The organism is Geomonas silvestris (assembly GCF_014193515.1).
Taxonomy (GTDB): Bacteria; Desulfobacterota; Desulfuromonadia; order Geobacterales; family Geobacteraceae; genus Geomonas; species Geomonas silvestris.
Window position 1 is genome coordinate 1 of sequence record NZ_BLXX01000012.1, and the last position, 13,895, is coordinate 13,895.

The 13,895-nt window shown below is 61.4% G+C and carries 12 protein-coding genes and 1 tRNA gene; 3 read left to right on the forward strand and 10 right to left on the reverse strand.

What is annotated here, in order from left to right; translation table 11 throughout:
• Positions 1 to 2,105 (reverse strand): multiheme c-type cytochrome (locus GMST_RS16760; protein ID WP_443093445.1); only part of this gene is annotated, 2,105 nt, incomplete at its 3' end.
• Between the two features lie 647 nt (positions 2,106 to 2,752).
• Entirely contained in the window at positions 2,753 to 2,953 is a 201-nt protein-coding gene (locus GMST_RS16765; protein WP_183355850.1) for a cold-shock protein, read from the reverse strand.
• 329 nt (positions 2,954 to 3,282) lie between these two features.
• Here GMST_RS16765 and GMST_RS16770 point away from each other — a divergent pair, with 329 nt between their 5' ends.
• On the forward strand, positions 3,283 to 3,432 hold the full coding sequence (locus GMST_RS16770) for a hypothetical protein (RefSeq protein WP_183355851.1): 150 nt from the start codon (positions 3,283 to 3,285) through the stop codon (positions 3,430 to 3,432).
• Positions 3,433 to 3,503: 71 nt separating this feature from the next.
• On the opposite strand, the gene GMST_RS16775 is transcribed toward GMST_RS16770, so the two are convergent.
• The 7 genes from GMST_RS16775 to ispG all read right to left on the reverse strand — a co-directional run bounded on the left by GMST_RS16775 (position 3,504) and on the right by ispG (position 9,262).
• Complete coding sequence (locus GMST_RS16775; protein ID WP_183355852.1) at positions 3,504 to 3,842, reverse strand: hypothetical protein; 339 nt, start codon at positions 3,840 to 3,842, stop codon at positions 3,504 to 3,506.
• Between the two features lie 42 nt (positions 3,843 to 3,884).
• Positions 3,885 to 4,220, reverse strand: coding sequence for a zinc ribbon domain-containing protein YjdM (locus GMST_RS16780; protein ID WP_183355853.1), 336 nt, complete (start codon positions 4,218 to 4,220; stop codon positions 3,885 to 3,887).
• Between the two features lie 73 nt (positions 4,221 to 4,293).
• Positions 4,294 to 4,370 (reverse strand) — tRNA-Met (locus tag GMST_RS16785).
• Positions 4,371 to 4,434: 64 nt separating this feature from the next.
• Positions 4,435 to 5,187 (reverse strand): 23S rRNA (guanosine(2251)-2'-O)-methyltransferase RlmB, encoded by a 753-nt coding sequence (gene rlmB, locus GMST_RS16790; protein WP_183355854.1) that lies wholly within the window; start codon positions 5,185 to 5,187, stop codon positions 4,435 to 4,437.
• A 133-nt stretch (positions 5,188 to 5,320) separates the two neighbouring features.
• Positions 5,321 to 6,046 (reverse strand): orotidine-5'-phosphate decarboxylase, encoded by a 726-nt coding sequence (pyrF, locus tag GMST_RS16795; RefSeq protein WP_183355855.1) that lies wholly within the window; start codon positions 6,044 to 6,046, stop codon positions 5,321 to 5,323.
• Between the two features lie 133 nt (positions 6,047 to 6,179).
• Complete coding sequence (locus GMST_RS16800; protein WP_183355856.1) at positions 6,180 to 7,901, reverse strand: proline--tRNA ligase; 1,722 nt, start codon at positions 7,899 to 7,901, stop codon at positions 6,180 to 6,182.
• A gap of 299 nt (positions 7,902 to 8,200) precedes the next feature.
• Positions 8,201 to 9,262, reverse strand: coding sequence for a flavodoxin-dependent (E)-4-hydroxy-3-methylbut-2-enyl-diphosphate synthase (gene ispG / locus GMST_RS16805; RefSeq protein WP_183355857.1), 1,062 nt, complete (start codon positions 9,260 to 9,262; stop codon positions 8,201 to 8,203).
• Positions 9,263 to 9,390: 128 nt separating this feature from the next.
• Between ispG and rlmD the strand changes: the two genes are divergently transcribed.
• Both rlmD and GMST_RS16815 read left to right on the forward strand, forming a co-directional pair.
• Positions 9,391 to 11,286 (forward strand): 23S rRNA (uracil(1939)-C(5))-methyltransferase RlmD, encoded by a 1,896-nt coding sequence (gene rlmD, locus GMST_RS16810; RefSeq protein ID WP_183355858.1) that lies wholly within the window; start codon positions 9,391 to 9,393, stop codon positions 11,284 to 11,286.
• Between the two features lie 19 nt (positions 11,287 to 11,305).
• On the forward strand, positions 11,306 to 12,493 hold the full coding sequence (locus GMST_RS16815; protein ID WP_183355859.1) for an HD domain-containing protein: 1,188 nt from the start codon (positions 11,306 to 11,308) through the stop codon (positions 12,491 to 12,493).
• A gap of 120 nt (positions 12,494 to 12,613) precedes the next feature.
• Here GMST_RS16815 and GMST_RS16820 read toward each other — a convergent pair whose 3' ends face one another.
• Complete coding sequence (locus GMST_RS16820) at positions 12,614 to 13,867, reverse strand: HD-GYP domain-containing protein (RefSeq protein WP_183355860.1); 1,254 nt, start codon at positions 13,865 to 13,867, stop codon at positions 12,614 to 12,616.
• Between the last annotated feature and the right edge of the window lie 28 nt (positions 13,868 to 13,895).

Genomic DNA, 13,895 nt, shown 5'->3' on the forward strand with positions numbered 1-13,895 from the left:
GCCCTGAGGATCTCCAGAGCGTTTTGGAAGGAAGCGCGATCCGCAGCGAGGCTCGCCTCGGTAAGGTAGGTGCCGTGGCAGCCGGCACAGACCGGCAACGCGCCGGAGGCGAAGGTGTGGCCGTTGGTGGCGTTTTTGTGGCAGGAGAGACAAGGCCCGCTCGCATCGCCGGACCCAAGCCGTGTATGGGTGGCCTCGGCGCTGTAGCTGCGGCCCGGGAAGTGGTAGCCCCCCCTTGCGTAGCTGGTGCCGCCGACCGCCATGAGGTGCGGGCCGCTGAAGTTCAGGTTGCCGAAATCGGCCTGGTTCGCAAGTCGGACCGCGATCCCCTGGCCGTTGTTGGTGCCGCTGTGGCAGCCAAGGCAGATGTTCGACTTGCCGATGTTCGGGTTCTGGTATCCCGGATCGTCGGCATAGGGGCGCACCGGGGTGACCGAGCGCAAGGCCCCAGCGGCGATGTCGCTGTGGCAGCCGTTGCAGTTCAGCACCTCCTTGGTCTTGTCGGCGGCGCTCCCCCAGGCTGCGGTCCACCTGGCGCTGGACCAGGCGACGAAGCCGGTCGTGGTGTGGCACTGCACGCAGCCGGATTTGGTCTTATAGTCCTCCCCTTTCCAGGGGGGATCGGCGACTGCCGCGTGGGCCGAGCGCCCCCACTGCTGGCGCACCGAAAGGTTTGCGCTGCTGTCGGCATGGCAGTTCGAGCAGTTGGAACGCGAGGTCACGTAGGAGGCCGGGTAGCCGGCGCTGGTCAGGTTGTTGTAGTGCGCCGACGTCGCCCCCGCCGCACTTCCTGCCGTACTGTGCGGGTTATGGCAGGCGACGCAGGGATTGGCACCGATGGCGAACGGGTGATTGGTCACGTTGCCGCTGGCGTCGCGGTGGCAGCCGTTACAGACCGTGTCCAGCACATCGGGATTGTGGACTCCCTGGGTGTGGCACGAGGAACAGGTCAGCGCATTGGCGCTATGTGGCGAGGCGGCAAAATCGCTCCCGATAGTCGCGCTGTGGCAGGTAAGGCAGAAATTGCCGCCGCCGCGGGTAGAGAGAAACGTCGATTCGCTGACTGTTCCGCTGGTCAGGAAGCCGGGATGCCCGCCGGCATCGGCTCCCACATGGCACTTGCCACACATCACCAACTGAGCACGGTGGGTGGAGCTGGACCACTTTCCGAAGACGTTGCTGCCGCTTCCGATCCCGATCCCCTGGTGGCAGTTCTGGCACTGGCTGCGGGCCGCCGCAGCCGGATCGCTCGTGACGATGACGGTGGTGGTGGCAGCTGATCCACCTGTTACCGTCAACCGGAAGTTGTAGGTACCGACCAGCGTGGGAGTGAAACTGACGGTGGTTCCGGAGGTGTTGTCGGCGAGCACCTTGGTTCCTGGGAAGCCGGGTCCCGTGGTCTGGGTCCAGCTCCAGGAGGTGATCGCTCCTGTGCTGGCGGAGCCGTTGAGGGTCACCAGTGTCCCGGGAAGCACGGTTTGCGGGGCGCCGGTAACGGCCACCGGCGGGCCGGCGAAGGTCCCGGAAAGTGCTACGTTCGAAGTAAAGGTGTAGGTAGTCGGAAAGGTCACGCTCACTGCCACGTTTGGCGGTGCCGGCAGCGAGGTGCTGACGGTCGCGCCGGCAGGCACGCCGCCGATGCTGACGACGTTCCAGCCGGAAATGGGTGTGAAGGTGAACTTGATGGCGGAGGAAGGTTTCTGGCCATAATAGATGTTGCTGAGGCTTGCCGGAGTCACGGAACCGCCGTACCCCGCACTTGCCGTAATACTTAACAGGTTGGCCACGAAAGTCGCGTACACCGTTTGCTGAGTCATGCCCTGCACATACGCGGTAACCGGGCTCGCAGGATAGCTCGTGCTCACGCCGTTCACCGTCAGGTCTCTGATGCTGTACCCGGTGTTGGCGGTCACGGTTACCGGCAAAGCCGCGTGCGTAGTGTAGGACTTGAAAAGCGACCCGGCTGTAGAGGTCTGGTTCAGCATGTTCCGTGAGTTGACGGTTCCGCCGGCGCTCTTGGCCCAGGTGTTCAGAAACCATGATGCAGCACTTGCCGTCGTAGGAAAGATGATGAGCATCAGCAGGACAATGATTTTTTTCGTCATATCAGCTCCTCCGCCCCGATAACCAAACCGCAGGTAACGTAACCGTTCTTGACCTCAAGGGGGCTCTACCCCAATCTAAGCGTTCTCCAGTCATTGGCACTCAACGCACGTCTGTTTGCCCCTCCGCCCTTTAGTGTGCGGCCCGCTTGCGCAGGTACCTTTTCAAGATTTAACCCAATTCGTTACAATTAAACTGATTTAAATTTTTTCACGCAAAGACATTGTGTTACCTGCATAGGGGGATGGGTGACAGAGCAAATGAAATCACGCAGTCGCCGCTATTACGCGGACAAAAACGCGAATTGGCAGACAGTGTCTTCTCTGAACAAGGGACGGCACGGGTCAGGAATGCGCTGAGCTCTTATTAAATACTTTACATAAAATGAGCATCAGACACAGAACGAGGACAGCTCGGAACAGTCATGCGTGGATTTTTATAAAATTGACATATTTTCGTACAAGCAAATACAGTATCAACTGCCGTCAATTACGCAGGAAGTGCAAGGGGGGGGAGGCGCATCAGAAAATCAGGGAACCGGCAAGGTGAGGCCAGCTCACTGGAATGGGACGTGAAGGAGAGTTGCCGTAACAACGCAAAAAGCCCCGGATTGCTCCGGGGCTTTTTGCGTATCTGCGGAAAATTTCGCTTAGACGGTTTTTACGTTGGCAGCCTGGAGGCCTTTCGGCCCTTTGACTACGTCAAACGTTACTTTATCGCCTTCAACGAGAGATTTGAACCCGTCACCGAGGATGGCGGAGAAATGGCAGAAAACGTCCTCGCCACTTTCCTGCTCCAAAAAGCCAAATCCCTTGCTGTCGTTAAACCATTTTACGGTACCGTTTACCATGCTTTCTTTCTCCAATTGGTGCTGCTTGATATTATCCGAAAATTCAGATTTCTCACCGTAACAGCTTAACTCTTGCAATGCAAGCTAATTACTGAATGTCCGATACTTTATTTTCGCGCTGCTGGTCATCCCCTCAGTAAATGATGCTGCGACCAGAGCTGCTCAAAGCAAATATACTCAATCTAGTCAGTGAGTTAGAGATATACTCAAGGATGAGCCTTTGCTCTGAATTCAGTAGGCTTGCTTTTAATTACAGGAAGGCGCATTCTGCGCAAGAAATTTCCCATGAGCCGGCGGATCATACCGGCGTACACACGAGGGGGCAAAGCATGGCAAAGGTGAACTATAAATTTCAGAAACGCCAGAAGGAACTGGATCGCATAAAGAAGAAAGAGGAGAAGCTGTTACGGAAGCAGGAAGGCAAGGAGCAGCCGGAGGCAGAAGCTGAGGAAACTGCTGACGGGGAGCAGGAACCCTGACGCTGACGGGGCGAAGCCAGGGGGGACAGGACCTACCGGAGCCGGTCCCCGCAAGCGGTACCGCAATGAAGTTAGTTAAACAGGAAGCCCCTGAGGAAATCCATGATGAAGTTCACGCCGGCAAAGGCACCCAGGGCACCGAAGAAATTCAACACGACGGTAAGGGCGGTTTTGCGCACCTTCCAGGCGAGCGGCAATAGGATGAACGACATCAAGGCATAAAGAGCCAACGTCAACCCGATCGCACGCAGGTCCAGGTTGCTGGCAACGCTCACCTTGTCCACCAGGGTGAGAAAGAGCGAAAGGCCGGCCGCATGCAGCAGCATCCCTTTGGCGCCGCAGCGGGTACCGGTGATGAAGGCAACGACCCACACCGCCATCTTTACGAGCATGAGTAAGAATATCAACATGGCTGGACTCCTACCGCCTTGCGGGGCGCCTTGTCTGGCCTGCTAGGCCTTCTTCACGAATTCCGATTTGAGCTGCATCGCGCCGATGCCGTCGATCTTGCAGTCGATGTTGTGGTCGCCGTCGATGAGCCGGATGTTTCTCACCTTGGTCCCCACCTTAACAACCAGCGACGACCCTTTTATCTTCAGGTCCTTCACTACGGTTACCGCATCCCCCTCGTTTAAAAGCACGCCATAGGCATCGCGCACCACCAGGCCCGCCTCCTCGGCTTCGGCCACGGCGTTGATGGGCCATTCGTGGGCGCACTCCGGGCACACGTACATGCTGCCGTCTTCATAGGTGTATTCCGAGCTGCAGGTGGGGCATTTGGGCATCATAGATTCTCTCCGTTTCGCCAGGTCGTAAAAGCAAAAAGCCACTTAACCCTGAGGCTAAGTGGCGTTGGTGTTTTGGTTGCGGGGACAGGATTTGAACCTGTGACCTTCGGGTTATGAGCCCGACGAGCTACCAGACTGCTCCACCCCGCGACATCAAGTGGTCTCCCTTATATACCGGAAGCGACTCTCCAGGTCAATCAAAAAGTTTCGCTGACTATCCTTTTTTTGCAAAGAGACGCTGGCGCACGACTTCAAAGAGTAAAATGCCGCCCGCCACGGAAGCGTTGAGAGAGTTGACGCCCCCCTGCATCGGGATGGAAACGACTTCGTCGCACCCCTTGCGCACCAGGGGCCGGATGCCGCCGCCCTCCCCTCCTATGACGAGCGCCACGGGACCGGTCAGGTTCTGCTGGTAGAGGTCGTGGCGCGCGGAACCGTCGGCCCCGTAGATCCAGAAGCCGGCTCCCTTCAAGTCCTCGAGAGCCTTGGCGATGTTCACCACCTGTGCCACGGCGATGGTCTCGCTGGCGCCGGCGGAGGCCTTCTCCGCCGCCGGGGTGACGCCGGCCGCGCGGTCCTTGGGGATCACCACGGCGTGTGCGCCGGCACAGGCGGCGCTGCGGATCAGGGCGCCCAGGTTGTGGGGATCCTGCACGCTGTCGAGCACCAGGATGAGTCCCTCGTTGTTCCCCTTGAGGGAGTCCAGCACGTCGTCGAAGTCGGCGTAGGGGAACGGCTCGGCCTTGACGGCGATACCCTGGTGGTGTTCCGTGCCGCACAGGCGGTTCAGGTCGCCCTTCTCGCGCTGGCGCACCGGCACCTTGCGCTCGGCGGCGAGTTTGAGGACCTTCTCGAGACGTTTGTCGGCGCTGGAGCCGGCAACGAACAGCTCGAAGATCTGTCGCGAGCCGCGCAGTGCTTCCATGACCGGGTTGAGACCGTAGATGATTTCTTCTTTCTGGTTCATAAAAGTCCTAACGTCAAAAAAAGGCACGCGGATAGTACGGAAACAAGAGCACAGCTGCCGGATTACACCCTGCCGTACCTGCTGTTTTGCCTTGGTTTCCGTCACATCCGCGTGCCGGTTTTGATTTTTGAGGTTACCCCGCGACGATCTCGTCGACGATGAGCTTGGCGGCTTCGACCGGGTTTTCGGCGTCGCCGATGGGGCGGCCGATCACCAGGTAGTTGGCACCTGCCTTGACTGCGTCGGCGGGGGTCATGATGCGCTTCTGGTCGTTGGCGGCCGCAAAGCTCGGACGCACACCGGGAGTGACGATGAGGAAGTCGTCACCGCACGCCTCGCGGATCAGACCGACTTCCTGCGGGGAGGCAACGACACCGTCTACGCCGGCCTGCTTGGCGAGTTTCGCCAGGCGGACCACCATCTCGGGGACAGAGTGGTCGATGCCGATGGCGCGCAGGGTCTCCTCGTTGGAGGAGGTGAGCACGGTGATGGCCAAGACCTTGGGGCGCGGGGTGCAGCCGCCGCCGAACTGCTTGTCGAGCGCTTCCATGGTGGTGGACATCATCTCCAGGCCACCCAGGGCGTGCACGTCGACGAGTTGGACGCCGAGGTTCGCCGCCTCGAGAACCGCCTTCGACACCGTGTTCGGGATGTCGTGGTACTTGAGATCGAGGAAGACCTCGCCGCCGAACTTCTGGATCATGCGCACCGCAGCGGGACCGCAAGCGGTATAGAGCTGCTTGCCGATCTTGAACATGCCGACGTGCTCGGAAAGGGTCTCGGCCCAGAATTGGACGTCGGTGAATTCGCTCACGTCCATGGCGAAAATGATCTTCTTGATGGCTTCTTCTCTGGTCATCGTGGATCCTTTATTTTTTGCCACGGGGCACGGAGGGCACGGAGAAAATCTGAAAGCTTTTGGGGTTACCCCCTCTCGTCTTTCGGTGTTGCAGTTCTCCGTGTGCTCCGTGCCTCCGTGGCTATGTCAGTCTTTACACCGCGAGGGCAGCCTTCACGGTTGCCTTCACCTTCTCCAGCGCCTCGGCGACCGGGATGATCTCGACCTCGCCGGTCTTGCGGTCTTTCAACTCGACCTTGCCGTCGACCAGGTTCTTGGCGCCGACCACTATGCGCAGCGGGATGCCGATCAGGTCGGCGTCCTTGAACTTGAAGCCGGGACGCTCGTCGCGATCGTCGATCAGCACCTCGATCCCGGCCTGGAGCAGGTCCTGGTAGATCTTCTCGCCGGCCTCTTTCACCTCGTCTTCCTTCGCGGAGAGCACCGAGACGATGACCTGGAACGGTGCGATGGGGATCGGGAAGATGATGCCGTTCTCGTCGTGGTTCTGCTCGATGCAGGCGGCGACGGTACGGCCGATGCCGATGCCGTAGCACCCCATGAAGATGATCTGCTCTTTGCCGTCGGCGTCCAGGAAGCTTGCGTTCAGGGCCTTGGAGTACTTGGTACCCAGCTTGAAGACGTGGCCGACTTCGATGCCGCGCCAGATCTCCAGCTTCCCGCTTTCGCAGCGCGGGCAGGGATCGCCGGCGATGACGTTGCGGATGTCGACGAAGCCCTCGACCTTCACGTCGCGGTCCAGGTTCACGTTCTTCAGGTGGGCGTCCTTCTCGTTCGCGCCCACCACGAAGTTGTGCATCCCCTTAAGCGAGAGGTCTGCCACCACCTTCACCTTGCCCGGCAGGTTCACCGGACCGGCGTAACCGGTGGGGGCGCCGGTCACCTTGAAGACCACCTCGTCGGTGGCCATCTCGAGTTCGGTGCAGCCCAGGTGGTTCTTCAGCTTGATCTCGTTTAAGTCGTAGTCGCCGCGCAAGAGCGCCACGACCGGCTCGCTGTCCGCCATAAGTATCAGGGTCTTCACCACCTGGGTAGCCGGGACGCTCAGGAAGTTGGCGATTTCTTCCACGCTCTTCTGGCCCGGGGTGACCACCTTCTCCATCGGGCGCGGGTCCGCGTGCTCGCCGGCTGCCGCCGGACGGGTCTGCGCCTTCTCCATGTTGGCCGCGTACTCGCAGGCCGAGCAGGAGACGATGGCGTCCTCGCCGGAGTCGGCAAGCACCATGAACTCGTGCGAGTAGTTGCCGCCGATGGTGCCGGTGTCGGCCTCGACGGCGCGGAACCTAAGGCCGCAGCGCTCGAAGATGCGGCGGTAGGCCTGGTACATCTTCTGGTAGGAGACGTCGGCCCCGGCCTCGTTCACGTCGAAGGAGTAGGCGTCCTTCATGATGAACTCGCGGCCGCGCATAAGTCCAAAGCGCGGGCGGATCTCGTCGCGGAACTTCCCCTGGATCTGGTAGAGGTTGATCGGCATCTGGCGGTAGCTGCGGATCTCCTTGCGGACCAGGTCGGTGATCACCTCTTCGTGGGTGGGGCCCATGCAGAACTCGGCGTCCTTGCGGTCCTTGAAGCGCAGGAGCTCCTTGCCGTAGAAATCCCAGCGGCCGGACTCTTTCCAGAGTTCCGCCGGCTGCACGGCAGGCATCAGCATCTCGATGGCGCCCGCCCTGTTCATCTCCTCCCGGACGATCTGCTCCACCTTGCGGATGGAGCGCAGCCCCAACGGCAGGTAGTTGTAGATGCCGGCGGCGAGCTTGCGGATCATGCCGGCGCGCAGCATGAGCTTGTGGGAGATGACCTCGGCGTCCGAGGGGGTCTCCTTGACGGTCGGGATAAAGTACTGGGAGTAGCGCATGGTGGTCCAACCTCTCGAAGTTAAATTCAAAAACGGAAACGCGGATGACACGAAAACCGGGCCATAACAGCAGGTACGGCAATTCCTAGAGACTACTTCTTGGTTCAAGGCCGTATCCGGCTTCATTGCCTTGGTTTCCGTAGTATCCGTGTGCCTGGGTTTTAAAGTCAGAAGCGGGGACGCGGATGACACGGAAACCAGAGCAAAACGGCAGGGTATGGCAATCCAGAAACTAGTTTTAGTCCTTACGCCCTATCCGGTTTCTTTGCCTTTGTTTCCGTAAAATCCGTGTGCCGGGTTTAGTTTTTTTCGGTAGCGGCCTTTTGCACTTCCTCGACCAGGGCGTCGGCGAGTTCGGCGGCCGGGACCTTGCGCACGATCTCGCCGTGCTTGAAGAGGAGCCCCTCGCCCTTGCCGCCGGCAATGCCGAAGTCGGCCTCGCGGGCCTCGCCCGGACCATTGACGGCACACCCCATGACGGCCACGGTGAACTTGGCGTCGAGGTCGGCCAGGCGCCGCTCGACTTCCTCGGCCACCGGGATGAGATCGATCTGGCAGCGACCGCAGGTGGGACAGGAGACGAAGTTGATCCCCCGGCTTCTCAACCCCAGCGCCTTCAGGATGTCGTAGGCGACCCGCACCTCGTCGACCGGATCGCCGGTCAGGGAGACGCGCATGGTGTCGCCGATCCCCTGGTGCAACAGGATGCCTAAGCCTACCGAGGACTTCACCGCACCGGTGAGCGTGGTGCCCGCCTCGGTGACGCCGATGTGCAGGGGGTAATCGATCGCCTCGGAAAGCAGGCGGTAGGCCTCGAGGGTGCGCACCACGTCGGAGACCTTGATGGATACCTTGATCTCCCGGTAGCCCAGGTCCTCGAGGATGCGCACGTGCCCAAGCGCCGACTCGACCATCGCCTCGGGGGTCGGGTGGCCGTATTTGACCAGGAGCTCCTTCTCGAGCGATCCGCCGTTCACGCCGATGCGGATCGGGATGCTCCGCTCGCTGGCCGCCTTGACGACCTCGGCCACCTTCCAGCGCTCTCCGATGTTGCCGGGGTTGAGCCTCAGGCCGTCGACGCCGGACTCGAGGGCCTTCAGCGCAAGCTTGTAGTCGAAGTGGATATCCGCGATGAGCGGCAGGGTGGTCTGAGCCTTGATGGCAGCCAGTGCGTCGGCGGCATCGGCATCGGGGACCGCGCAACGCACGATCTCGCAGCCGGCAACGGCCAGACGGTTGATCTGGTCGACGGTCGCAGCGACGTTGCGGGTATCGGTGGAACACATGGACTGGACGACGACAGGAGCACCGCCGCCAATCAGCACGTTGCCTACTTTTATCTGCCTGGTTTGTTTTCTCATAGCGGGACATAGTAGCTAAAACGGTCCTGAAAAGCAAGAATGATCGCCCTCTTGGCCTGCCTGAGAGAAACCGTGCCACCGGCAATTCGTCTATTGACAGGAGTCGGGTTTCCATCTAAGTAAGAAGGATGAAAAATAAAAGCACTTCCTCAAAAGTAGATCCTGCTCAGCGCCCCAAAAAGAGAAAAGACGCCGAGTTCAAACCGTTCTGGCAGTCGGACCAGTCCAAGCAATCCCCTTCAAAACCCCACACGGAGAAGGAGCGTCCCGCTGCGGCACGCGCTCCCGCCAAAGGCAAACCTGCCGCGCCCGCTTCGGACGCAGCCCCGGCAGCACGTCCGGCTGCACCCACCGAGAGGGACCCGAGGAAGGATGCGCCTCATCGCCCGGGGAGGCCCGGAACGAAGCCCGCTCGTCCGGAAGGAACGATAAGGTCAGCGGCCCCAGCTGCCGCCGGCAAGGAGAGGACCTTCAAGAAAACCGCGGCTCCGAATACCGCAGCACCCCAAGGTGAGGCAAGGGAGCAAGCGTCGAAAGTCCCGGCGAGAAGCTCGGCACCGGACCAGAAGCAAAGCCGCCCGAAGCGCAACGACAGCCCCAGCCATTTCATCGAACCGGCACCGCGCAGCCAGCACAAGGCTCACCATCCGCACGGGGCAGAGCACGGCAAGCTGCACTCGGGGAAGATCGTCGAGCTGTCCATCGCCTCGACCAGTAACGACGGCTTCGGCGTGGCGCAGTTCGAGGGGAGCCGCGTGCTGGTGGCCGGCGGGATTCCGGGCGAGCAGCTGCTGGTGAAGATCACCTACGTCGGGCGCCGGGAGTCCTTCGGCAACATCATGAGGTGCATCAAGAGCTCTCCCGAGCGCGAGCTCGCTCCGGCCTGCCAGATGGGGAAGTGCTGCGACGGCTGCGGGTTGATGCAGCTCCGCTACCCCGCACAGCTCGCCTGGAAGAAGGACCTGGTGACCCGCGAAATGCGCGCCTACCCGTCGCTTGCCGAGGTGAAGATCCACGACACCATCGGCTCGCCCAAACAGCTCAACTACCGCAACTCCGCGAAACTCGTGGTGGCCGGCAAGCACTCTGATCCGGTCATCGGCATCTACCGGCGCAACACCCACGACGTCCTGGAGATCGCGGACTGCCCGCTGCACCACCCGCTGATCAACAAGGTAGTGAAGGCGGTGAAGGCCGGGATCAAGAAGGGGAAGGTCCCCATCTACAACCCCAAGAGCGAGATGGGACTCTTGCGCTACCTGGTGGTGCGCGTCGCCGAACCGAGCGACAAGGTGATGGTGGTGTTCGTCACCAGCGAACAGGGGTACAACGAGATGCACCACCTGGCGAAGTTCGTCCAGCAGGCGGTCCCCGAGGTCACGGTGGTGGCTCAGAACATCAACAACTCCACCGGCAACGTCATCTTCGGCCAGAAGGAGCGCTTCATCACCAAGGCGCAGACGCTCTACGCCAAGCTGGGGAACAAGACCTTCTCGCTGTCGCCGCACTCGTTTTTCCAGGTTAACAGCGGCGCCGCACAGATCATCTACGAGAAGGTGCGCGAGTTCGCGAAGCTTAGCGGCGAGGAGCGGGTGCTCGATGTCTACTGCGGCATCGGCGGTATCTCGCTGTTTTTGGCGGATAAGGCGCAGGAAGTGGTCGGGATCGAGTTCGTGGAGAGCGCCGTCGCCGACGCCACGCAGAATGCTAGCCTAAACGGCATCGACAACTGCGACTTCGAGGCGGGGGACGCGGCGAAGATCATCGAGGAGATCGGTCACGAGGGGGGCGCGCACCTCATCGTGCTGAACCCGCCGCGCAAAGGGTGCGACGAGAAGGTGCTCAAAAGCGTGGGCGGAATCAAGCCGCAGCGCATCATCTACGTCTCCTGCTCGCCGGAGACCCTGGCGCGCGATCTGGACATCCTCTCGCGAATGGGTTACCGGACGCTGGAGGTACAGCCGGTTGACATGTTCCCGCAGACGGTACATGTGGAGGACGTGGCGGTACTGGAAAGGATCTAGAAAGGGTTTTGAGGTTCCCATGGACTCGGTCATCCACAAGCTCAAAACCCTCTTCCCCGAGCAACTGCACGATCACCTTTTCCTGGTAGGCGGCATGGTACGGGATGTCCTTTTGGGCATCCCAAGCCAGGACGTCGATCTTGCCGCCGCCGTTCCTACCGAAGCTCTCACCGCACTGGGCTTTCGCCTGGTGGAATCGAAAAGCACCCCCAACATCTACTTCCGCTACCTGCACGACCTGGGGAAGGTGGAGATCACCTGGCTCCCCTCGCTTGCCGCGCTCGACGAAGACCTTGTCAAACGCGATTTCTGCGCAAACGCCATGGCCATGACGCTGGACGGCCGGCTCTACGACCCGCTCAAGGGACGCCCGAACCTCGAGGGCCGGGTGCTGCGCACCTGCAGCGCGACGAGCCTCACGGACGACCCGATCCGCATCTTCCGCGCGCTGCGCTTCGAGTGCGAGGGGTGGCGCCTGGACGCCGCAGCCGAAGGGGCTGTTCTGGGCCGGGACTGGGAGCCCGGACTGGAGCCGATCCCGATCGAGCGTTTCAGCCAGGAGATGCTGAAGGCACTGGCAAAGCCGGATCCCAGCCGCTTCTTCCGCCGCATGGTAGAGCTGAGGGTCGGCAGGATCCTTTTACCCGAGATCTTCGAGATGGCGAGCGTCCCGGCGGGACCGGTGGAACACCACCCGGAGGGGGATCTCTTCACCCACTCCCTGCAGACCTTGGAGCGGATGGCTGCGCTGTCCGCCGATCCCGCGGCGCGCTTCTGCGCCCTTTTCCACGATCTGGGCAAACTCGCGACTGCGCCGGACCTCTACCCGAAGCACCACGGCCACGACCGCGCCGGCGCCGAACTCGCCCTCCCCTTCTGCCGGCGCTTAAGGCTTCCCGTCGTTCTGCAACGGGCGTTGCAGTCCGTGTGCAAACTGCACAATACCGCCAACCGCTGGCAGGAACTGCGGGACTCGACCAAGATCCAGCTTGCGCTCGATGCTATGAAGGGGGGGACTACGGAGATCCTGCCCCTGGTGGTGCGGGCGGATTTTGCTGAGGAACTTACCGGGTGGGAGCGGGTGCTGGAAGTGGCCGCGCTCAACTCGGCGCAGTTGGGGATCGATCCGAAGGAGTTTGCGGGTGAGCCGGAAAAGCTGCAGCAGGTGATCATGCAACGCAGGGTGGAGCGGCTGAGGCTGGGCTAACTGTTACAGGTTTGGCCGTGCGGTCGCAGAGATGGCGCCCCCCTCACCCTGCCCCTCTCCCAAAGGGCGAGGAGTTGAACCCAAAGTTCCCGTCCTCAGTCCCTAGCCCCCTGTTTCCCCCTAGCCCGGCAGCTTGTCCTTCCCCGCAGTATCCCCGCCGTTCCCGCCGTTTTTCCTCCGTTTCATCCCTATCTTGGGCACCGAGCTGTCGTAAATCATCTCGAACATATGTTCGATCTTGAAGAAGGTCGCCAGGACTTCGGGGTCGAAGTGGGCATGCGGGTTGATGCGGTTGTCTCCTACCCGGAACACCTCGAGCGCCTGTTCGTGGGTCATCGGCTTCTTGTAGCTCCGCCTGCTGCGCAGAGCGTCGTAGACGTCGGCCACCTTCACGATCCTCCCCGCCACCGGTATCCGCTGCCCCTTGAGCCTCTTCGGATAACCTGTCCCGTCCCAGTTCTCGTGATGGGACCAGGCTATCTCGCGCGCCACCTTGAGCCGGGGGGAGTTCCCGAGGATCTCGGCTCCGTATGCCGGGTGCTGCCGCATGAGCTGGGCCTCGCGCGGGGAGAGCGGCCCCTGCTTGAGCAGGATCGCGTTGGGGATCTTGATCTTGCCGACGTCGTGCATCTGGGCCGAGATGGACATGTCCTCCACGAAGGCGGAGTTGAACCCCATGTTGGCGGCCAAGGCGCCGGCGTACCTGTTGACCCGCACGATGTGCCGGCCGGTATCCTCCTCGGCCGCCTCGCAGGCCCGCGCCAGCGCCTCGATGGTGTAGCCGAAGGCGGACTCGGTCTCGCGCATCCGGTCCGAGACGGCAACCAGGGAACCGATCAGGACGGCAGCGGAGCGGAGCACGTCGGCGTCGTACTCGGTGGCGTTGCCGGGGTAGTTGAAGGCGACGATGATGGCCGGCGCGTCGCCGCTGATGCGGCAGGTAACGAAGTTGAGGATGGGGCCTTCCATGGCACGCACCACCTCAGGATGGAAAAATCCCTGGAACTCCTCGACGGACCCGGAGATCTTGCCCCAGTTGACGGCAACCGCTTCGTGGGCCTTTTCGGAACTGGTGAGTGAGATGGCGTAACTGCTGCCGGGGTCGACGGTGATCTGGTCGGAGCCTTCGATGAGCTGCCCGTGGCGCAGGTGGTAGACCCGGCCGCGGTAGCAGGCGCAGTCGGCGTACTCGGTGGCGAGGAAGATGCCGGAGGGCCCCCTTCTTCCGTTGCCGCCGAGAAGTTTCCCGAGCACCTCGTGGTAGAGTTCGTCGCTGGTGAAGACGCGCCGGGAAAAACCGCGCAGTGTCTCGTCGGTCAGCTGGATGAGATCGAGGGTCTGGCTGAGGGCCATGTTGCAACGTTCCAGGGGCATGGAAGAGTTCCTCAGTGATACGTGGCAG

Bases quoted from the DNA above. Each gene is read 5' to 3' on its own strand.
- GMST_RS16765 (WP_183355850.1), bottom strand. From the start codon at position 2,953: ATGGTAAACGGTACCGTAAAATGGTTTAACGACAGCAAGGGATTTGGC.
- GMST_RS16770 (WP_183355851.1), top strand. From the start codon at position 3,283: ATGGCAAAGGTGAACTATAAATTTCAGAAACGCCAGAAGGAACTGGAT.
- GMST_RS16775 (WP_183355852.1), bottom strand. From the start codon at position 3,842: ATGTTGATATTCTTACTCATGCTCGTAAAGATGGCGGTGTGGGTCGTT.
- GMST_RS16780 (WP_183355853.1), bottom strand. From the start codon at position 4,220: ATGATGCCCAAATGCCCCACCTGCAGCTCGGAATACACCTATGAAGAC.
- rlmB (WP_183355854.1), bottom strand. From the start codon at position 5,187: ATGAACCAGAAAGAAGAAATCATCTACGGTCTCAACCCGGTCATGGAA.
- pyrF (WP_183355855.1), bottom strand. From the start codon at position 6,046: ATGACCAGAGAAGAAGCCATCAAGAAGATCATTTTCGCCATGGACGTG.
- GMST_RS16800 (WP_183355856.1), bottom strand. From the start codon at position 7,901: ATGCGCTACTCCCAGTACTTTATCCCGACCGTCAAGGAGACCCCCTCG.
- ispG (WP_183355857.1), bottom strand. From the start codon at position 9,262: ATGAGAAAACAAACCAGGCAGATAAAAGTAGGCAACGTGCTGATTGGC.
- rlmD (WP_183355858.1), top strand. From the start codon at position 9,391: ATGAAAAATAAAAGCACTTCCTCAAAAGTAGATCCTGCTCAGCGCCCC.
- GMST_RS16815 (WP_183355859.1), top strand. From the start codon at position 11,306: ATGGACTCGGTCATCCACAAGCTCAAAACCCTCTTCCCCGAGCAACTG.
- GMST_RS16820 (WP_183355860.1), bottom strand. From the start codon at position 13,867: ATGCCCCTGGAACGTTGCAACATGGCCCTCAGCCAGACCCTCGATCTC.